The organism is uncultured Streptomyces sp., assembly GCF_947488945.1.
Lineage (GTDB): Bacteria > Actinomycetota > Actinomycetes > Streptomycetales > Streptomycetaceae > Streptomyces.
Genome location: NZ_CANLBS010000034.1, coordinates 14,027 through 32,528 on the forward strand (window position 1 = coordinate 14,027; position 18,502 = coordinate 32,528).

At 72.1% G+C, this 18,502-nt stretch carries 17 protein-coding genes; 6 read left to right on the forward strand and 11 right to left on the reverse strand.

What is annotated here, in order from left to right:
- Window positions 1–31: 31 nt before the first annotated feature.
- Together Q0994_RS31985 and Q0994_RS31990 are read right to left on the reverse strand one after the other, a co-directional pair.
- The gene (locus Q0994_RS31985) at window positions 32–238 is read right to left on the reverse strand and encodes a DUF5999 family protein (protein ID WP_299541830.1); all 207 of its coding nucleotides are present in this window, start codon (window positions 236–238) and stop codon (window positions 32–34) included.
- Window positions 239–543: 305 nt separating this feature from the next.
- Complete coding sequence (locus Q0994_RS31990) at window positions 544–1,143, reverse strand: hypothetical protein (RefSeq protein WP_299541832.1); 600 nt, start codon at window positions 1,141–1,143, stop codon at window positions 544–546.
- A gap of 679 nt (window positions 1,144–1,822) precedes the next feature.
- On the opposite strand from Q0994_RS31990, the gene Q0994_RS31995 reads away from it, so the two are divergent.
- Window positions 1,823–3,328 carry a glutamate--cysteine ligase gene (locus tag Q0994_RS31995; protein ID WP_299541834.1) on the forward strand — a complete coding sequence of 502 codons (1,506 nt, stop codon included), beginning with the start codon at window positions 1,823–1,825 and terminating at the stop codon, window positions 3,326–3,328.
- An 84-nt stretch (window positions 3,329–3,412) separates the two neighbouring features.
- On the opposite strand, the gene Q0994_RS32000 is transcribed toward Q0994_RS31995, so the two are convergent.
- Entirely contained in the window at window positions 3,413–5,209 is a 1,797-nt protein-coding gene (locus Q0994_RS32000; protein WP_299541836.1) for a substrate-binding and VWA domain-containing protein, read from the reverse strand.
- 201 nt (window positions 5,210–5,410) lie between these two features.
- On the opposite strand from Q0994_RS32000, the gene Q0994_RS32005 reads away from it, so the two are divergent.
- The gene (locus Q0994_RS32005; protein ID WP_299541838.1) at window positions 5,411–6,190 is read left to right on the forward strand and encodes a CPBP family intramembrane glutamic endopeptidase; all 780 of its coding nucleotides are present in this window, start codon (window positions 5,411–5,413) and stop codon (window positions 6,188–6,190) included.
- Between the two features lie 162 nt (window positions 6,191–6,352).
- On the opposite strand, the gene Q0994_RS32010 is transcribed toward Q0994_RS32005, so the two are convergent.
- Together Q0994_RS32010 and Q0994_RS32015 are read right to left on the reverse strand one after the other, a co-directional pair.
- Window positions 6,353–7,174, reverse strand: a complete 822-nt coding sequence (locus tag Q0994_RS32010; RefSeq protein ID WP_299541840.1) for a PhzF family phenazine biosynthesis protein — start codon at window positions 7,172–7,174, stop codon at window positions 6,353–6,355.
- Window positions 7,175–7,375: 201 nt separating this feature from the next.
- Window positions 7,376–7,939, reverse strand: coding sequence for a DinB family protein (locus tag Q0994_RS32015; RefSeq protein WP_299541842.1), 564 nt, complete (start codon window positions 7,937–7,939; stop codon window positions 7,376–7,378).
- 254 nt (window positions 7,940–8,193) lie between these two features.
- On the opposite strand from Q0994_RS32015, the gene Q0994_RS32020 reads away from it, so the two are divergent.
- Window positions 8,194–8,841, forward strand: a complete 648-nt coding sequence (locus Q0994_RS32020; RefSeq protein ID WP_299541844.1) for a PadR family transcriptional regulator — start codon at window positions 8,194–8,196, stop codon at window positions 8,839–8,841.
- An 88-nt stretch (window positions 8,842–8,929) separates the two neighbouring features.
- Here Q0994_RS32020 and Q0994_RS32025 read toward each other — a convergent pair whose 3' ends face one another.
- Window positions 8,930–9,124: a hypothetical protein gene (locus Q0994_RS32025; protein WP_299541846.1), complete on the reverse strand. Its 195-nt coding sequence runs from the start codon at window positions 9,122–9,124 to the stop codon at window positions 8,930–8,932.
- Between the two features lie 288 nt (window positions 9,125–9,412).
- Between Q0994_RS32025 and Q0994_RS32030 the strand changes: the two genes are divergently transcribed.
- Both Q0994_RS32030 and Q0994_RS32035 read left to right on the forward strand, forming a co-directional pair.
- A complete protein-coding gene (locus Q0994_RS32030) occupies window positions 9,413–9,976 on the forward strand; it encodes a Clp protease N-terminal domain-containing protein (protein ID WP_299541848.1) in 564 nt (187 codons plus the stop codon).
- Between the two features lie 162 nt (window positions 9,977–10,138).
- Entirely contained in the window at window positions 10,139–11,269 is a 1,131-nt protein-coding gene (locus Q0994_RS32035; protein ID WP_299541850.1) for a DMT family transporter, read from the forward strand.
- Between the two features lie 92 nt (window positions 11,270–11,361).
- Here the strand turns inward: Q0994_RS32035 and Q0994_RS32040 are convergent, their stop codons facing one another.
- Window positions 11,362–12,057, reverse strand: a complete 696-nt coding sequence (locus Q0994_RS32040) for a pyridoxamine 5'-phosphate oxidase family protein (RefSeq protein WP_299541852.1) — start codon at window positions 12,055–12,057, stop codon at window positions 11,362–11,364.
- 35 nt (window positions 12,058–12,092) lie between these two features.
- Between Q0994_RS32040 and Q0994_RS32045 the strand changes: the two genes are divergently transcribed.
- Window positions 12,093–13,424 (forward strand): aminotransferase class I/II-fold pyridoxal phosphate-dependent enzyme, encoded by a 1,332-nt coding sequence (locus Q0994_RS32045; protein WP_299541854.1) that lies wholly within the window; start codon window positions 12,093–12,095, stop codon window positions 13,422–13,424.
- Between the two features lie 28 nt (window positions 13,425–13,452).
- On the opposite strand, the gene Q0994_RS32050 is transcribed toward Q0994_RS32045, so the two are convergent.
- The 4 genes from Q0994_RS32050 to Q0994_RS32065 form a co-directional block, all read right to left on the reverse strand.
- Window positions 13,453–13,926: a pyridoxamine 5'-phosphate oxidase family protein gene (locus tag Q0994_RS32050; RefSeq protein WP_299541856.1), complete on the reverse strand. Its 474-nt coding sequence runs from the start codon at window positions 13,924–13,926 to the stop codon at window positions 13,453–13,455.
- 237 nt (window positions 13,927–14,163) lie between these two features.
- Window positions 14,164–14,703 carry a Rieske (2Fe-2S) protein gene (locus Q0994_RS32055; protein ID WP_299541858.1) on the reverse strand — a complete coding sequence of 180 codons (540 nt, stop codon included), beginning with the start codon at window positions 14,701–14,703 and terminating at the stop codon, window positions 14,164–14,166.
- 215 nt (window positions 14,704–14,918) lie between these two features.
- The gene (locus Q0994_RS32060; protein ID WP_299541860.1) at window positions 14,919–17,018 is read right to left on the reverse strand and encodes a CocE/NonD family hydrolase; all 2,100 of its coding nucleotides are present in this window, start codon (window positions 17,016–17,018) and stop codon (window positions 14,919–14,921) included.
- An 81-nt stretch (window positions 17,019–17,099) separates the two neighbouring features.
- Window positions 17,100–18,404 carry an acetyl-CoA carboxylase biotin carboxylase subunit family protein gene (locus Q0994_RS32065; RefSeq protein WP_299541862.1) on the reverse strand — a complete coding sequence of 435 codons (1,305 nt, stop codon included), beginning with the start codon at window positions 18,402–18,404 and terminating at the stop codon, window positions 17,100–17,102.
- Window positions 18,405–18,502 lie beyond the last annotated feature (98 nt).

Consider the following 18,502-nt stretch of genomic DNA (forward strand, 5'->3'; position numbering starts at 1 on the left):
TCCGGGGCCGGCCCCTTTTCGTGACGCCGCCTCAGGCGGCGTTCATCACCCGGGAGGGCTTCAACGGTCGGTGCGGGGCGATGATCTGCCCGTCCGGCAGCAGCTCGCCGGTGTCCTCGAAGAGCAGGACGCCGTTGCAGAGCAGACTCCAGCCCTGCTCCGGGTGGTGCGCCACCAGGCGGGCTGCTTCACGGTCGGCGGATTCGGCGGTGGGACAAGGGGGTTGGTGCTGGCACATGGGAGTTCTTTCGCTGCGTGGTGGGCGTGTCCTGCGGTGTGACGAGGAAACTGCTACCCGCACCCCCCGTCGGTCGTCGGCTCCCAGTGTTGCCCCACGGCGCGCGTTCCGCAGGCATTTCGCCGCAGCGCTCGTCCTCCGTACGCGGCGCGTCACCCGCCCGGATGTTCAGGAGCCGCCGGACCGTCATTCCGGGGGGTCCGGGATGGTCCGGGCGGGCTAGGCCGGATGGGCCGAACGTGCCCCGGCGCGCACCGGTCCGCCGCGCCGGGCGGCGCGGCGGACCGGTGCGCGTCCCGTGGGGGTCAGGTCACCAGGTCGCGCCTGGCCGTGTTCAGCCGCGGTACGGGAGCGATCCGCAGGCTCATCACCGGCAGCAGATCGGCGGCCCGGTAGGGGCGGTGGGCCGCGATTCCGGTGGGTGCCGGGGCGAGCGGCACCAGGATGTCGGCCGACGCCACGGTGCCGGTCGTGGGATCGGCGCCGGGGTCGCCGTGCAGCCACAGCGTCAGCATGTACAGCTCCGGTACCGACAGCAGCCGCGGCTGGTACGCGATGGCCGTCGACTCCGCCTGTCTGACGGCGAGTTCGGTCGAAGCGAGGTACGGACCCTCGAAGAAGTGCGAGAAGGTCCAGCCGTCCGCGGTGAGGACGGCGTCCGCCGCGGCCACCGCCCGGCTCTCGGCGTGGAGCTGGAAGCGCCAGGCGGTCAGCCGCGTGGTGGGCTGCTCGCCGGGCCGGATCGGGTTCAGCACGTGGACGGGTAGGGGGAGTTCGGGGCTCAGCGGTCCCTGGACGGACCGCAGGGCCGGGGTGTGGGACTCGCGTACGGCGGTGGGAGAACCGAGCGCCGCGAGGACGCTGCGCAGTGCGGGAGCGGGTGCCGGGGGAACGTGCAGCGGCATGGTGGGTCGCCTCTCGTTCAGGAGACACGGGTGGTACGGGGCGGGTGCGGACGGCGCTGTCGGCATGCGAAACAGGAGGAGGACGGTGACCCCGAGGGGTGCCCCGTCGTCCCGGCGGGCGCGGGGCGCGGCCACGGTCCACGCCGTACCGCGGGGCGGTCGCGTCGGCGGGCGCGGACGCGTGGCGGGAAACGTGGCCGGCGCCGCACGCGGATCCGCCGGGGTGGAACGGGACACCCCTCAGGCCGGTGCGTCAACTCTCAGCCTCGTTCGCGGAGTTTATACGACAAATGTTCCCACGATGTTTCCACTAGCGTTCTTGATCAAGGGCGGCAAGGGAGTTTTGCGTCTATTTTCTGCGGAGAATATGACGATTCGATCCGTCTCATTCCTTCGCGGCCAGGGAATGTCTCCCCCGCATGGTCGGCCGAAAATCATCGGTCCTTCCGCCACCTTCCGCAGGAAAAGGGAGCGGTTGTTCCGTGCCCGATGTCGACCGGGTGGTGCGGGAAACCGCACAACGCTTCATGCCCGCGGAATGTGCCGTACGACGACGCGCCGCCCAGGCTACCGGGTGCGGACCTGTCCCGGGGACGTTACGGATCAGTTCGACGGGGCATTATCGATCGTGATGCGAGCGGCCTGGGCCGCAGGCCGCCACTGGAGGAGGGACCCCTCGATGGGGGAGAAGGTCGTGGCGCAAGCCTTCGAGCTGTCTGACCGGCAGGCTTACCGGAGGAAGCTCGGGCGGTGCCTGGAGGGGCTGGAGAGGCTGCTGGCCCGGGAGAAGTTCGACAAACCCAGGAATCTCATGGGGGTGGAGATCGAACTCAACCTGGCCGGCCCCGACGGCATGCCGAGAATGGCTAATGCCGAGGTTCTCCAGCGGATCTCCAGCAAGGATTTCCAGACCGAACTGGGGATGTTCAACCTGGAGGTCAATATCGTTCCGCACCGGCTGAGCGGCCATGTTTTCGACCAGCTCGCCGAAGAGCTGCGGACCGGTCTCGCCTATGCGCACCGCAAGGCGGAAGAGGTCGACGCGGGCATCGTCATGATCGGAATTCTGCCGACCCTGGGGCGCGACGACCTCGTGCACGGCAACCTTTCCGACGTCGACCGCTACGCCCTCCTCAACGATCAGATGGTCGCCGCCAGGGGGGAGGATTTCGCCCTCGACATCGAAGGGGTGGAAAGGCTCGAGTGCACCTCCGCCTCCATCGCCCCGGAATCCGCCTGCACCTCGGTGCAGCTCCATCTCCAGGTCACGCCCCGGCGCTTCCCCGACGTGTGGAACGCGGCGCAGGCCGTCGCGGCGGTACAGATCGCGGTGGGCGCCAACGCCCCCTTCCTGTTCGGCAAGGAGCTGTGGCGCGAGTCCCGCCCGCCGCTGTTCCAGCAGGCCACCGACGTGCGGCCGCCGGAACTGCGCAACCAGGGGGTGCGGCCGCGCACCTGGTTCGGGGAACGCTGGATCGACTCGGCGTACGAACTCTTCGAGGAGAACCTGCGCTTCTTCCCGCCCCTGCTGCCCATCCTCGACGACGAGGACCCGCTGGAGGTGATCGAGGCCGGCGGCACCCCCCAGCTCGCCGAACTCGTCCTGCACAACGGCACCGTCTACCGGTGGAACCGGCCGGTGTACGGCGTCGCCGACGGGGTGCCGCACCTGCGGGTCGAGAACCGGGTGCTGCCCGCCGGCCCGACCGTCGCCGACGTCATCGCCAACTCGGCCTTCTACTACGGACTGGTCCGCGCCCTGGCCGAGGAACAGAAGCCGGTGTGGAGCAGGCTGCCCTTCGAGGAGGCCGAGCGGAACTTCGACGAGGCGTGCCGCCACGGCATCGACGCCCGGCTGCGCTGGCCGCGCTCCGGCCGCTCCGGCGAGGTCGCCGAGGTGTCCGCGGTCCAACTGGTGCTGGACGAACTGCTGCCGCTGGCCGCCGCCGGCCTCGACGCGTGGAACATCGAACCCGTCGACCGGGACCGCTACCTCGGCATCATCGAGCAGCGCTGCCGCCTCCGGGTCAACGGCGCCTCCTGGCAGGTGGACACCTACCGCCGCGCGCTGGACGCCGGACTGGGCCGGGAGGCCGCACTCGCCGCGATGACCCGCCGCTACGGCGACCTGGCGCGGTCCGGGGAGCCGGTGCACACCTGGCCGGTGGGCTTCCCGAAGCCGTGAGGGGAGCCCCGCCGGCCCGGCGCCCGGCGCCCGGCGCCCGGACGCCCGGACGCCCGGCTTTCCGGTGCCGTGCTCCGCGGAGCCTCACTCCCCGGCGCCGCCGACCTGGCTGGCGGTCATGATCCCTTGCAGGATCACCGCCTGGATGTCGGCGGGGTCGCTGACCTCGTAGCCGTCGCCGCCGGTCACCTTCGCGATCTCCGCCACCTCCTCGCGGTCCGCGTCCGGACCGACCGCGATGGCCAGCAGCGGCACCGGGCGGTCCGGGTCCGCCAGCGCCGTCAGCTCGGCGATCAGGTCGGTGCGGGAGATCCCCCGGTCGTCCTGGTTGGACCCGTCGGTGAGGATCACCAGGGCGTTGAACTTGCCCGGTACGTAGCTCCCCAGCGCGTCCCGGTACGACGCGAGCACGGTGTCGTACAGTCCGGTCGCGCCGTCCGGCACCGGCTCCAGGGACTCGAACGCGGCGGCGAGGCGTTCGCGGTGGGTGGTGCCGTCGCCGGACGGGGCGCCGAGGCGGCTGGTGGGCATCAGGCGCCGGTAGTCCTTCTCGCCGTCCAGCCTGGTCGAGAACTCCCAGAGCCCGATCTCGTCGTTGTCGGTGAACTGGCCGAGCGCCTGCACCAGCGACGCCTTGGTCACGTCCATGCGCGACTCGTTGCGTCCGGGTACCGGGGTGGCCATCGAGCCGGAGGCGTCGACCACGGTGGTCAGCCGGGCGCTCTGCACGGTGATCGTCCACATGCCGAGCATCTCCAGCAGGTCGGCGGCGGACGGCTCGGTGACCGCGGACTCGGTGAACGGCTGCGGCGCCATGCCGCCGGCCGCTTCGACCACGTCGGCGGTGGGGGCGCCGTCGCCGGGCCGGAAGCCGTACCCGGCCAGCGTGCCCTTCCTGTTCGACGAGCCCTCGCTCAGCAGCGTCATCAGCCGCACCGCGGTCCGGGTCTGCGCGACCGTCAGCCTCGACTCGTCCACGAAGGTGTACGGGTAGTCGAGCAGCGGGATGCCGTCGGAGGGGTAGAAGAGGTCCACCTTGCCGCCCTCGGCGGCCTCCGCGTTGTGGGTGAACGCCGCCTGCTCCGACAGCAGCAGCGCCTGGTTGCGCTTCGGGTTGCCCTCCTCCGCCGGTGAACTGTCGTGTGCCAGCGTCTCCCTCGCCTGGGAGTCGCTCTCCGACATCCGTTCGGCCAGCACCTTCGCGGTCTCGGCGACCCGGGTGTCGCTGTCGCCGCCCAGCGCCGCGGACGAGCCGGCTATCTGCGCCAGCGCCATCAGCCCGGTCGCACTGCGGGCCGGGTCGGCCGCACCGAGTCGCACGTCGCCGTCCGACCCCAGCGCCGCCCCGACGAGCTCGGCCCAGCTGTACGTCTTCTTCGGCCAGCCGAGCGCCTTGGCGGCCTTCGGCACCATGGCGAACGCGACCGGCGAGGAGGCCACCGAGTCGGCCGAGGTGATCGGGACGCCCTCTCCGTTTCCCTTGGCCCGGTCCAGCCACAGCTCGGAGTCGGGCAGCCAGACCTGGTAGTCCGGCGCCTTCCCGCCCGCCGCGAGGGTGTTGGCGACCTTGTAGGAGTCGCGGGCGACCACCTCGACGTCCATGCAGTGGCCGTCGGTGCGCAGCTCGTCCTCCCGCGCCCGGTCGGCGACCGCGCGCACGGCCGGGGCGATGTCGGGCGAGGCGGCGACGGTCAGGTGCACCGCGGAGTCCTCGCAGGACTCGCCGAACGAGAGCAGACCGCTCTCCGCGGCCACCGCCGTCCCGGTCACCACCGCGATGACGAGCAGGGTGGCGACGGCGACCGTACGACGGCGACGGCGGGGCGAGGCGCCCCGCCGTCTCTCCGGCGTGTGCGCGTCGGGCAAGCTATGGCGTCCCATGTCGGTGGTGCCCCTCGTTGAGAGATAACGGGGAAACGGGGAGATCGGAGAAGGGGGCGCGAACCGCCCAGCCGATGATGGTCGTCCCCCGGCCTGTCACGCATGATCTTCGTACCTGCATTCGAGACCCTAGCGGGGCGGCGGGTGGCATGGGACGCGATTGCAGAACTGAAGGCAGGTGTACAGGTGGAGGTGCGGCGAGTGGCCGATTCTTTTCCCCAGGAAGCCGTTTCACGACGGACTTTGCGGTCCGAGATGCTGCTGGTGCTGGCGCTCTCGCTGGGCGCGAGTGGCGTGTCTGCCCTGATCAGTTTTGTCGGATCACTGACGAAACCGGGGGGTTTGAAGGATCAGGCCGCCACGCTCAACGGCTCGTATGCGCCGGGGCGGCCATGGCTTGATCTGGCGTGGCAAATGTTCGGGATCGCAACGGCTCTGGTCCCCGTCCTGCTCGTCGCGCACCTTCTGACGAGGGAGCGGACGGGCCTGCGGGCCATCGGCTTCGACCGCACCCGGCCGTGGTCCGACCTGGGGCGCGGCACGGTGGTGGCCGCGGTGATCGGAAGCGCCGGCATCGCGTTCTACCTGGTCGCGCGGGCCACCGGGTTCAATCTCACCGTCGTGCCGGAGTCGCTGCCCGACGTGTGGTGGAAGTACCCCGTGCTGATCCTCTCCGCGGTCCAGAACGCCGTGGTGGAGGAGGTCATCGTGCTCGGCTATCTCCTGCGCAGGCTGGGGCAGTTGGGGTGGACGCCGATGGCCGCGCTGGTCGCGTCCTCGGTGTTGCGCGGGTCCTACCACCTCTACCAGGGCATCGGCGGCTTCCTGGGCAACGTGGCGATGGGCGTCGTCTTCGTGCTGCTGTACCGGCGCTGGGGGCGCGTCGGCCCCCTGGTCGCCGCGCACGCCCTCCTCGACATCGGCGCCTTCGTCGGCTATGCCCTGCTGGCGGGCCGGGTGGACTGGCTGCCGACGCCCTGAGGAGACGGCCGGAGCGGCCGGGGGAGGGGTGCGCGGAATGTCCGCGCACCCCTGTCCTGGCCCTGGTCCGGGGTGACCAGGGCCGGGGTGGGAGTGGGGGCGGCTGGGGGCCGGGTCCGGGTTGGGTCGGGGGCAGTCCGGGTGCGTGGGGGCCGGTCCGGGTCAGAGGCCGACGAGCAGGTCGCCGTCGATGACGGTCACGGCCGATCCGGTCAACAGGGTCCGGTCGCCGCGCAGTTCGGTGCGGACCAGCCCCGTACGGGCACCGCCCTGGAGCCCGGTGAGGGTGTCGCGGCCGAACCGCCCGGACCAGAACGGGGCGAGCGCGGTGTGCGCGCTGCCGGTCACCGGGTCCTCGTCCACGCCCACGCCGGGGAAGAACCCGCGGGACACGAAGTCGTACCCGCGGGCCGGGTCCTCGGCCGCGGCGGTCGCGATGATCCCGCGCCGGGAGCAGGCGACGAGGCCCGCGTGGTCCGGAGCCAGGCCGCGTACGGTTGCCTCGTCGGACAGTTCGACCAGCAGGTCACCGGTGTGCTTCCCGGTGTCGTACACCGCGAGCGGCTCGGCGCCGAGGGCCGCCGCGAGACCCGGCGGGGTCGCCTCGGGCGTCAGCGGGGCGGTGGGGAAGTCCATGGTCAGCGAACCGTCCGGGTGGGCGGTGGTGGCGAGCACGCCCGAACGCGTGGCGTAGCGCACCGTGCCGCCCGCCCTCCCCGCGGTGTTCAGGACGTGCCCGGTGGCCAGGGTCGCGTGCCCGCAGAGGTCGACCTCGGTCGTCGGGGTGAACCAGCGCAGCGCCCAGTCCGCGTCGCCGCCCGGCGGCAGCGGGTGCGCGAAGGCGGTCTCGGAGAGATTGACTTCGGCGGCCACGCGTTGCAGCCGTTCGGCGTCGGGGAACGCGCCGGTCTCCAGGAGGACGACTCCGGCCGGGTTGCCGTGGAACGGGCGGTCGGTGAAGGCGTCGACGATGCGGATCTTCATGGGTCCGACCGTAACCGGGTCGCACCGGGACCGGCCGGGGCGACTGTGGATCGGGTTACCCGTGTCGCGGAGGACTGTCCTGTCCCGACGGCGAACACGGGGAAGGCAGAACGGCAGTCGAAGTCCGTGAGGTCTATCGGCGGCGGCCGTGGAGGGTCACGGCCTTCCCGCGAGGCTCCGAAGCTCGACCGCCGGCGGAAGTCATGGGCGGTGTGGTCCGGGTCCGTCCTGCCCTCGGTAGAGGTCGCGCAGCAGGGAGATCTCGGCACCGTGATGGATCAGCTCCCGATTGACGTGCAGGACCCTGTTCTCCATGGGAAACCGCTCGGGCCCCACCGTGGGCGGAAGGTCCAGGTCGGCGTCCGAGAGCTCGCGGACCCCCGCGTTCCATCTCCCGTACATCTCATCGAGCTGTTGGAGCGCCTCGTCCGCGGTCCCCGCGTAGGCGAATGTCTCGGAGTCGATGTCCGGGCCGCCGAAATACCATCCGACCCGATAGCCCAGGCAGGAGACGACGACGTGCGCCAGCCGCCAGGCGATCGTGGTCACCGGCGCGGGCGTCGGAGCAGGGGACGCGGAGTCCATCGTCCATTCCCCCGAGCCTTCCGACGCCGGTGCGGCCGACGTGCCCCGTGGGCGGATGCTCCAGCAGCCGCGTACCGGCTCCCAGAAGTACTCCTCGTCGATAAGACCATCCAGCCGTGGCCGCACGTTCTTGCGCCAGTACCAATCCGACTGTTCCGCGAGCCGTTCGCTTCTTGTCATTGCCGAACTCTACGGGCCCGTCCAGGAGCATGATCGTCGCCGTCCGCAGGCGTCCTCCGCTGTCAGCCACCTCACGGAAGGTCATCGCCGAATGGCGCAGAAGTCGATCCATCGGCACGTGCCGGCGATCGATCGACGCCCGCTACAGGTCAGGGGTGACGCCGGGAAGGGTGTTGCCGAAAGATAGGTTCCGATATATCGTTGAGTTATCGCAGAACGGTCGCCGACTGTTCGCTCGACGAGAGGAGCGCGTCATGCGTTCACATGGATACGAACATGAGCAAGGCCCCGAGCGCCGCGGACGCGGCCCCGTGGGGCGTGGAGAGCGTGGGGACTTCGACGGACGCCGGGCCGCCTTCGGGCCGTTCGGGCCGCCCTTCGGCGGAGGGCCGTTCGGCGGCCGTCCCGGTGGCGGCCCGTTCGGGCCGGGGAGTGGACGCGGGCGGGGCGGCGGACGGGGCCGGGCGCGGCGTGGTGACGTGCGCGCCTCGATCCTCGCGCTGCTGAAGGACCGGCCGATGCACGGCTACGAGATGATCCAGGAGATCGGCGAGCGCAGCGGCGGAGCCTGGCGGCCGAGCCCCGGATCGGTCTACCCGACCCTCCAGCTGCTGGAGGACGAGGGTCTCATCGTCAGTGCCAGCGAGGGCGGCAAGAAGCTGTTCACGCTGACCGACGCCGGTCGCGCCGAGGCCGAGTCCGGCTCCGAGGCCCCCTGGGAGGAGGCCGGTCGCGGTGTCGACTGGGAGAGCGCCAACGAGATCAGGCAGGCCGGTTTCGGGCTGATGGAGGCGTTCGGCCAGGTGTGGAAGACCGGCTCGGCCGATCAGCGTCAGAAGGCGCTCGGGGTCATCAACGACGCGCGCAAGAAGCTCTACCTGATCCTCGCCGACGAGGACTGAGGTGCATCGCGTGAACACCGTCGAAGCAGGGCCTCGCGGCCGCCCGCGGGGCCCTGTCGGCGTTCGGGTGAGGAGGGGGTCCGCCGGCTCAGATCTCCTGGGTCTGCCGGTTGCGCCAGATCACCGCGGAGTCGAACCGGTCCGAGGCCCGTGGATGCGGGCCCTCGTCGTGGCAGTGGAAGGCGGCCCAGAAGAGGTCGGCGGGCAGGGCGTCGCCCGGTGCGTACACGCGGTACACGTACTGGAGTCCGTCCACCGCCGGTAACGCGACCAGCCAGAACACCTCCGGGCCCCCCTCCTGCGTGCGGCGTCCGTCCTGCGTGAGGACGTGTACCGGTGAGGCGCGGTTGCCCGGTGACGCGCGGAGCAAGGCGGCGCGCCCCGTCCTTCGCGGCCGGTTCCGTGAAGAGTTCGCGGGTGCGGACCGGATCGGCGGCCTGCGCCGGAGAGGGCAGGGCGAGAACTCATCCGGAAGGATGAGGAGGGCCGCCGGGGTGCACCACCAGGGTGGGACGCGCGGATGGGCCCCGGCGGGGATGTTCGGGCGGGGTGGCGATGATGGGGTGGAAGGGTGCAGAACCGGACACCGGGCATCCCCGAACAGGCCACCGAGCCGCCCTCGCCGACCCGCGCCGACATAGACGCGTACCTGGGCGCGGAGCTGGCGTCGGTGGTTTCGGCGGCCCGGCGCAGAGCGCTCCGCGACGGCGACCAACGGATCGACACCGCGCACCTGCTGCACTCCCTCATCGAGTCGGATCCGCTGGTGCGCGCCGCGTTCGGCGACGGCACCCCGCTCACCAAGGTCCTCGGCCTCCTCGTGCAGCGCAGCATCGGCTACGGACTGGCCTGGCAGGGCCGGCCGGAGGATTCGGGGACCGTTCCCCGGGTCCCCCTCACGGCGGCGGAGGGCTGGTCCCCGGCTGCCGCAGGAGCCATGGAGTCGGCGGCGCGCCAGGCCGCCCGCCGGGGGGAACCGCACGCGGACGGTCTCGACGTCCTGTCCGCGCTGGCGTCCGACCGGTCCAGCCGGGCCGTCGAGGTGCTGCGCCGCGCCGGTGTCGACCCCGCGACGCTGCGCCGGTCCGACGCGGACGGCGGCCGACCGGCCGAACCCGACGCGGCGGACCGGTAGCCGGTTGAGCCGTACACGGTGGGCCTGTACGTGGCGGAGCCGGGCCGCGTCCCCGCTCCGGGCCCTCGCGTCCCGGTGCCGGTGCGGACGGGGACCCGCCGTCAGGTGTCAACGTGGTGACACTGCTGTTGTCGTCCGTCGGGTGGCTGCCATGATGTGCCGATGCACGCGCAGCGAGGGAGAAGCGCCGGCCTGGGGATCGCCCTGGCCTCGGCGGTGGCGTTCGGCGGTTCCGGGGTGGCGGCCAAACCGCTGATCGAAGCGGGGCTCGACCCGCTGCACGTGGTGTGGCTGCGGGTGGCGGGGGCCGCGCTGGTGCTGTCGCCGCTGGCCTGGAGGCACCGCTCACTGGTCCGTGAACGCCCCGCCCTGCTGGTCGGGTTCGGGCTGCTGGCCGTCGCCGGGGTGCAGGCCTTCTACTTCGCCGCGATCTCCCGCATCCCGGTGGGCGTCGCGCTGCTCGTCGAATACCTGGCCCCGGCCCTGGTGCTGCTCTGGGTCCGCTTCGTGCAGCGGCGCGCGGTCACCCGCGCCGCCGCGCTCGGCGTGGTCCTCGCGGTGGGCGGGCTGGCCTGCGTCGTCGAGGTCTGGTCGGGGCTCCGCTTCGACGTCGCCGGACTGCTCCTGGCGCTCGCCGCCGCGTGCTGCCAGGTCGGCTATTTCGTACTGTCCGACCACGGCGGTGCGGACCCGGCCGCCGGACCGGAGGCGGACGGCCCGGGTCCGGTGCGGCGCGAGCCCCCGCATCCGGTGGGCGTGATCGTGTACGGGCTGCTGGTCGGCACCGCCGTGCTCACCGTCGTCTCCCGGCCGTGGGGCATGGACTGGGCGGTGCTCACCGGCGCCACCTCGATGAACGGCCGCAGCGTGCCCGCCTGGTTGCTGCTCTGCTGGATCGTCCTGCTCGCCACCGTTCTTGCGTATGTCACGGGCGTCCTGTCGGTGCGGCTGCTCTCGCCCCAGGTGGCCGGCGTGGTCGCCTGCCTGGAGGCGGTCGTGGCGACGGTGCTGGCCTGGGTGCTGCTCGCCGAGCACCTTTCGGCACCGCAACTGCTCGGCGGAGGCGTGGTGTTGATCGGCGCCTACATCGCCCAGTCGGCCGCCCCGAAACCTGCGGCCCCCGCGAAGCCGCCGACCGGACCGCCGACCGGACCGGAGCCTCCGACCGGACCGTCGGCCGTACTGTCGGCGGGCTCGGCGGGTGCTGCGCCGGAAGCCGGGACGGAGTCCGGCGCCGGGTCCTCGCACGGGTCCGGGCCCGGACCCCGGCAGAACCCCGTCGGCTCGGCCTGACCCGTTCCCTTGGCGTGCGCCGCGTCCGGCGCGGGCACGCCGCGCTCGGCAGTCATCCGCCGGCACGCCGCGATCGGGGTCGCCGCCGGGTGTCAGAGCGAGGCGAGGTAGTCCGGCAGCGCGACGGACGGGTCCAGGTCGTCGGAGGGGACCGGAGCCGCGTACGCCGGGGCAACCGGGACCACGCCGGACCAGTAAGGGAGCGCGAGGTCTTCGGCGTCGTCGTTGGGGCCGCCGGTCCTGATCTTGGCGGAGACCTCGCGGAGGTCCAGCCGGATCACCGCGGTGGCCGCCAGCTCCTTGGCGTTCGCGGGACGGGAGTCCTTCGAGCGCCCGTCCACGACCTGGTCCACGATGGCGTCCAGCGCCACCCGTCGCTCCTCGGGGTCCGTCACGTCCCGGGCGAGCCCGTGCACCACCACCGAGCGGTAGTTCATCGAGTGGTGGAAGGCGGACCGGGCGAGGACCAGTCCGTCGACATGGGTGACCGTGAGGCAGACCGGCAAGCCCGCCTGCTCCTCCTTCGCCGCCCGCAGCGGCCGGGAGCCCGTCGAGCCGTGGACGTAGAGCGTCGAGCCGATCCGGCCGTACAGCGTGGGGAGCACCACCGGGGCTCCGTCCCGGACGAATCCCAGGTGGCACAGGAAGGCGGCGTCGAGGATCGAGTGCACCACCTCGGTGTCGTAGGACGCCCGGTCCTTGGAGCGGGTCGGGGCGGTGCGGTCGGTCGGCGGGTACGTGGCGGCCTCTCCGGGGCCCGCGGCGGCGGGGCTGAGGGTGTCGGACATGGACAACTCCATTGCATTAGTGCATAATATTGTTTGTGCTAGGAGAGTATCGGATCGAAGGGCGGCGTGCATCCGACATCGCCGCGAGCATCGAGCGCGGGGTGGGGTCGGGCCGGCTCGTGCCGGGCCAAGGGCTGCCGCCGATGCGGGAGTTGGCGGACACGCTCGGGGTGAACCCCAACACCGTGGCCGCCGCCTACCGCACCCTGCGCGAGCGCGGGGTGATCGAGACCGCGGGGCGGCGCGGGAGCCGGGTGCGCCCGCGGCCCGCCACCACCGACCGTGGGTCGATCCGCGTCGAAGCGCCCCCGGGCGTACGGGACGTGGGGGCCGGGAACCCCGACACGGCACTGCTGCCGGACCTGGCGCAGGCCGTCGCGCGAGCCGCCGCGGCCCACGCCGAACGGCCCGGTCTCTACGGCGAGGAGCCGGTGGAGCCGCGCTTCGCCGCTCTCGCCCGCGCCGGACTGGACGCCGACGGGGTGCCCGGCGGGCCGGTGACCGTCACCTCCGGCGCGCTGGACGCCATCGACCGGGTGCTCTCCGCCCACCTCAGGCCCGGCGACCGGGTCGCCGTCGAGGATCCGGGCTGGGGCGGCCTGCTGGACCTCGTACCCGCCCTCGGGCTGCGGCCCTGGCCGGTGGCGGTGGACGACGAGGGGCCGGTGCCCGCCGAGGTGGAGCGGGCGCTGGAGGCCGGGGTCCGGGCCCTGATCGTCACCGACCGGGCGCAGAACCCGACCGGAGCGGCGGTCGGCGAGCGGCGGGCCGCCGTACTGCGGGCGCTGCTCGCCGGGCACCCCGACGTCCTGCTGATCGAGGACGACCACGGGCACGCCATCGTCGACCTGCCGCTCCACCCGCTCGCCGGAACCACCCGGCACTGGGCCTTCGTCCGGTCCGTCGCCAAGGCGTACGGGCCGGACCTGCGGGTCGCCGTCCTCACCGGCGACCCCGTGACGGTCGACCGGGTCGCCGGACGGCTGCGGCTGGGGCCCGGATGGGTCAGCAGGCTGCTCCAGCGGACCGTCGCCGAACTGTGGGCGACGGGAGCCGTGGACGTCGCCGCGGTCGCTGCCTCCTACGGCGAGCGGCGCGACGCCCTCGTCCGGGCGCTGCGGGAGCGGGGGACCGAGGCGCGCGGGCGCAGCGGGATGAACGTCTGGGTGCCCGTCAGCGACGAGACCGGCGCGGTCGCCGCGCTGCTGCACGCAGGCTGGGCGGTCGCACCGGGCGCCCGCTTCCGGCTGGAGGCGCCGCCCGGTGTGCGGATCACTGTCGCGCAGCTCGACGCCTTGGACATCGAGCCGCTGGCCGACGCGGTGGCACGGGCCGCGGGGCCTGCGAAGCCGGTCAGCTACGGGTGAGGGGAGGACCTGTCACACGGGAGCGGGGTCAGGCCGCGCCGAACTGCTTGCGGAAGTCCCAGGAGACCGCAGCCTCCGGCGTCAGCCGGAGCCAGCCGTGCCGGCCGTCGTGCGGGAGCTCGTCGAGCCCGAAGTACTTGGACGCGAACAGCCGCTCCGGCAGGTCCAGTTCGCCGCCGTCGGGGCCGCCCGTGCGGGGCACCTCGCCGACGATCTCGACCGTGCCGGACAGCTCGATGCCGCGCAGCTCCGCGTACTCCGTACCGTCGTCCACCACTACCGCGACCCGCGGGTCGTTCAGCAACTGGGCCCAACGGCGGCTGCGCGTCAGGGAGTAGAGCCAGAGCGAGGCGCCGTCCCAGACGAACCACAGGGCGGCGACGTGCGGTCGGCCGTCCGCGCCGACCGTGGCCACCCGGCAGGTGCGCTGTTCGGTGAGGTACGCGTCGCGCTCGTCGTCGGTCATCATGATCCGGCGGCCCCGTCGTTGGGTGGCGGCCATGGAACCCCCTCGTGTCGTCGGCAGGTCCTGCCGATCATCGGCCCCGCGACCCGTGCGGGGCAATGGACGCGACCGTGCGGGACAGGAGCGGGCGCCCGCGGCAGGCTCCGCCGGGCTTCCGTACCGGCCCACGCCCCACCGGCCGCGACGGCAGGGCGACACGGACCTCTCGGCCCGGGAGGCACGGAGTGGGGCCGACCGCCGCGCCCCGGCTGAGCGGTGCGCGTCGGGCGCGGGTCAGGCCAGGGTGATGGAGCCGCCCTCCACCGTGATCTTCTGCTCCGGCAGGGGCGCGGTCGCCGGGCCGCCGGTCCGGGCGCCGGTCGCGGCGTCGAACGTGGAGTTGTGGCAGGCACAGGTGATGGTGCCGGACGCCACCTTCGACACCAGGCAGCCCTGATGGGTGCAGGTGGCCGAGAACGCCTTGAACTCGCCGGCGGTGGGCTGGGTCACGACGACGCGCTGGTCCTTGAAGACCGTGCCGCCGCCCTCGGGGATCTCCGTGGTCCTGGCGAGGACGGTGCCGCCCCCGGTGTCCGAGCCCCCGGTGGAACCGGAGCCCTCGGCGGAGCCGTTCGTGCCGTCCGCCTCCCGGCCGTCGTCGGTGCCGCACGCGGTCAGTGCCACCGCCGCCCCCGCGGCGCCCACCGCCGTGACGACCGCCCGGCGTCCGAGGACGCGGGGCGGTCGTGCCGGGCCGCCGACGGGCCTGCCGACGGCGTCCTCCGTCGCGTCCGTCGCGTCCGCCGCCGTGCGCGCGCCCGTGTCCGTGCTCATGTCCTGTGCTCCTTCGCCGATGCTGGGTCCGGAACCGGGAAACGTCCGGAACCGGGAAACGTACGGACCCGGCGAACCGTTCCGGATGCGGGCGGCGGGCGGCGGGCGGCGGGCGGCGGGCGGCGGGCGGCGAGCACGACGGAACGGCCCGGCCCCCGCGCGGGGACCGGGCCGTCGCGCCGGCGGACGGCCGGGCGGCGCGTGACCGACCGGACTCAGAGGTGGTCGCGGTCCACGTCGATCTGCCAGTTCCTGCTGAACACCCGCTCCTCGCCCTCGTAGGCGTCGAGCGTGGCGTGCACGTGGAACTGCTTCTCGTCGGACGACAGCACGGTGGAGGTCTCGGTACGCGTGTCCCAGCCGTCCCGCCCGAACCGCATCGTCCACGACGAACGCCCGCGCACCGAGGTGAAGTCGTCCGCGACCCAGTCGTACCGCTCGACGGCCCGGCGCCCCACGTCGAGACCGGCGTCCTCGTAGTGCACCGTCCCGCTGTCCTTGACGATGTCCAGCGCGGACGTGTAGTCGACCAGATTCCTGGAGACCGTCCAGTCCTGTTCCGGCAGCACCTTCTGCGTGGTGGCCAGCGGCTCCACGGCCTCCGGCGGGCCGAACGGGTCGCGTTCAGCGGGCCCGTCCGCCGAACGGATCGGCAGCGTCAGCGAACTGGTGCCCGGCCGCACGCTCAGCAGCACCGGCTCCGGCGGCGGCCAGGCCAGCGGCCAGTACGACGTGGACAGCGACAGCCGGATCCGGTGCCCCGGAGGGAACGCCTGCGCCGTCCCGTTGAGGTGCACCGTCGCCCGGTAGCGGCGTCCCGGCACCAGGAGTTCGGGCTCGTCGGCGCCCGACCGGTGGGTGAGGTTGAGCAGCCCGTACGTCACCCGCGTCGTCGCCCCGCCCGGAGCGACGTCGGACAGGCGCGCCGCGACCATGGCCACCGGCCGGTCGACCGAGAAGTCCAGCCGCACCGACGGGGACCCCAGCATCTCGGTGCGCTCGGTGAGCACCGGGCTCTCGAAGACGAGCGAACCGCCGTCCTCCTCCCGCTGGTCGTAGGGCAGGTCCGGGGGAGCGTTGTACGACGCCCACTTGCCCGCGTACTGACCCACCGACAGGGGGGAGCGGACCGTCAGCTCCTCGAAGTCCTCCGGATCCGGACCGCCCTCGGCCACCGGCACCTCGCCGGGGCCCGGCTCCTCGGAGTCGTCGTCCTCGTAGGGGACCCGGTCGGTGTCGTCGGGTGTGCCGATGGTGTGCGCGTACAGCGGGCTGGTGACCTCCCGCACGTGCGGTGACGGCCAGGACGGCTCGGCGATCCAGCGGCCCGGCCGCTCCTCGTAGGAGGTGGACGGCGGGACGCTCTCCTGCATCCAGGTGCGGAGCATCGGCTCGTCCATCACGCCGTTGTCCACGTCCTTGAGCCAGTGGTCCCACCAGCGCACCAGCTCCTGGAGGTAGCCGATGGCGGGGCCGGGCTCGCCGAGGTGCGGCAGCTTGTGCGACCAGGGGCCGATCAGCCCCTTGCGCTCCACCGTGGCGTGCCGCAGCAGCCGCGTCACGGCGTTGGAGTAGCCGTCCGCCCAGCCGCTGGAGGCGAGCACCGGCACCTGGAGCGCCGTGTAGTCCTCGCAGACCGAGGCGTGCCGCCAGTAGGCGTCGCGCCGTTGGTGGCGCAGCCACTCCACCACCCACGGGCCGCTGCCGGACAGCCGCTCGTGCCACATCTCGCGCCACCGGTCGCCCACCAGCGCGGGGTCCGGCGGGCAGGTCGCGTAGGCGAACATGGTGCCCGCCTCGGCCAGGTTGTCGGAGAGCATGCACCCGCCCATGTAGTGCATGTCGTCGTCGTAGCGGTCGTCGGTGAACGAGGCGATGGCGATGGCCCGGAGGCTCGGCGGCCGGCGGGCCGCCACCTGCAGCGCGGCGAACGCGCCCCAGGAGATGCCCATCATGCCGGTCCGCCCGTCGCACCAGGGCTGGGCGGCGATCCAGGCGAGGACCTCCTCGCTGTCCCGCTGCTCCCGCTCCAGGTACTCGTCCGCCAGGAGGCCCTCGGACTCGCCGGTGCCGCGGGTGTCGACCCGTACGCAGGCGTAACCGTGTCCGGCGAGGTACGGGTGGTGCATCGAGTCCCGCACCGAACTCAGGTCACGCTTCCGGTACGGGATGGACTCCAGTACGGCGGGGACCGGATCGGTGTCCGAGGACGTCGGGCGCCAGATCTTCGCCGAGAGCCGGACCCCGTCGGACATCGGGATCCAGACGTGCTGATCCTCCTCGATCGGGTGGGGCAGGTCGGTCACGTACCGCATAAACGGACATTCCGCCTTTCGGTTCGGGGGTGTTCGTGCGCGGCCGGCCGTTGGGGGCCGGCGGTCGGGTGCGCGCCGGGCTCAGTGCGCGGAGCTGTCGGCCTCCGGCTCGTCGAACTCGAAGCGCATGGCCTCCACGCACCGGTCGTACTTGTCCTGCATCGCCTCCTCGCTGTCGGCGCCGACGAAGAGGTGGGCCAGTTCGAAGCTGTAGCTGTCCTGGCCTTCCATGTCGGACAGCCGTTGGCCCTGTTCCGGAATCACATGGATTTTCACGCCGGGAATGGACTCTTCGATCCGCGCGATTTCCTCGCCGCTCGGCACCCGCCGGGCGATCCCGTCGGTGAACCGGCGGTAGTACCACTTGGCGCCCAGTTCGTAATTACCGGCGCCCTGGTTGACGCGGGGGTTCTTCCCGAGCGCGAGGCTGATCATCCGGTGGTGGTTGGGAACGCCGTCCACATGCTCGAACATCTCGGCGTGCGACTGGGAATGGCGCGGATTGATCTCCAGCAGTCCGATCTTTCCGGTCGCCGGCTCGTGGAAGTACTCGATGCTGAACGTGGCGTTGTCGAGCCCGATGCGGCGGATGACGCGCACGGAGATGTCCTTGATGCGTTCCACGGTCTCCGGCGTCAGACTCGCCGGATACTGGTGGCGCAGGAAACACGCGCTGTCGGGATAGGTGTGCGAGTCGAGCACACCGTAGACGACGACCTCGCCCTCGTGCACGAAACCCTCGACGGCGACCTGGTCGCCGGTGAGCGCCTCCTCGGCGAGACACGCCTGACCGCCCGCCTCGGCGATCTCCGGTGGCAGGTCGAGCCGGTCCATGATGTCCTCGAACGGCCGCCCGATCCTGGATATACCGGCACGAATGTTGTCGACCGCCTCGCGGAACTCCTCCTCGTTCTCCACCCCGTAGGCGAGTTCGGAGGAGAAGGACTTCACCGGCTTCAGCCACATCGGGAAGCGCATGCCCTCCGGAACCCGGGGCTCGCCCTCCAGATCGACCAGGCCGAACGCCGGGTGCTCGTCGATCACTTCACGCTGTTCGAGACGGCTCCAGTACTTGTGCTCGCACTTGACGATGGATTCCAGGCTGGTTCCCCGCAGGCCGTATTCCTCGTTCAGTACCGGGACCAGCGTGCTGACCGGGAAATCCCAGTAGCCGACGATCGCGTCTATCTTCCCGTCGAAGGAATCGAGTTCCTTGCGGGCCTTGCGCAGCAGTTCGGGGATGTCCGGCTCGCCGTGCTGAAGTTCCTCGATCGTCAGCAGCGGGTGATAGGCGTACTCCTCCGCGTGCGGGACGCGGAGGAGGGTATCGAGATTTCCCTCGTCCATGCCGACGACGAAGATATTGGTCTTGTTCTCATGGCTCATGGATCGGCCCGTCGGATCGGTGCCCGCGCTCTGCGGGCTCGTTCGCCGCAGGTACCCGGCGCCCGTGGACGCAAACGGAACGGGTGGTGCCGCATGGC

Coding starts and splice junctions, on each gene's coding strand:
- Q0994_RS31985 (WP_299541830.1), bottom strand. CDS start 238: ATGTGCCAGCACCAACCCCCTTGTCCCACCGCCGAATCCGCCGACCGT.
- Q0994_RS31990 (WP_299541832.1), bottom strand. CDS start 1,143: ATGCCGCTGCACGTTCCCCCGGCACCCGCTCCCGCACTGCGCAGCGTC.
- Q0994_RS31995 (WP_299541834.1), top strand. CDS start 1,823: ATGGGGGAGAAGGTCGTGGCGCAAGCCTTCGAGCTGTCTGACCGGCAG.
- Q0994_RS32000 (WP_299541836.1), bottom strand. CDS start 5,209: ATGGGACGCCATAGCTTGCCCGACGCGCACACGCCGGAGAGACGGCGG.
- Q0994_RS32010 (WP_299541840.1), bottom strand. CDS start 7,174: ATGAAGATCCGCATCGTCGACGCCTTCACCGACCGCCCGTTCCACGGC.
- Q0994_RS32015 (WP_299541842.1), bottom strand. CDS start 7,939: ATGACAAGAAGCGAACGGCTCGCGGAACAGTCGGATTGGTACTGGCGC.
- Q0994_RS32020 (WP_299541844.1), top strand. CDS start 8,194: ATGCGTTCACATGGATACGAACATGAGCAAGGCCCCGAGCGCCGCGGA.
- Q0994_RS32035 (WP_299541850.1), top strand. CDS start 10,139: ATGCACGCGCAGCGAGGGAGAAGCGCCGGCCTGGGGATCGCCCTGGCC.
- Q0994_RS32040 (WP_299541852.1), bottom strand. CDS start 12,057: ATGTCCGACACCCTCAGCCCCGCCGCCGCGGGCCCCGGAGAGGCCGCC.
- Q0994_RS32050 (WP_299541856.1), bottom strand. CDS start 13,926: ATGGCCGCCACCCAACGACGGGGCCGCCGGATCATGATGACCGACGAC.
- Q0994_RS32055 (WP_299541858.1), bottom strand. CDS start 14,703: ATGAGCACGGACACGGGCGCGCGCACGGCGGCGGACGCGACGGACGCG.
- Q0994_RS32060 (WP_299541860.1), bottom strand. CDS start 17,018: ATGCGGTACGTGACCGACCTGCCCCACCCGATCGAGGAGGATCAGCAC.
- Q0994_RS32065 (WP_299541862.1), bottom strand. CDS start 18,404: ATGAGCCATGAGAACAAGACCAATATCTTCGTCGTCGGCATGGACGAG.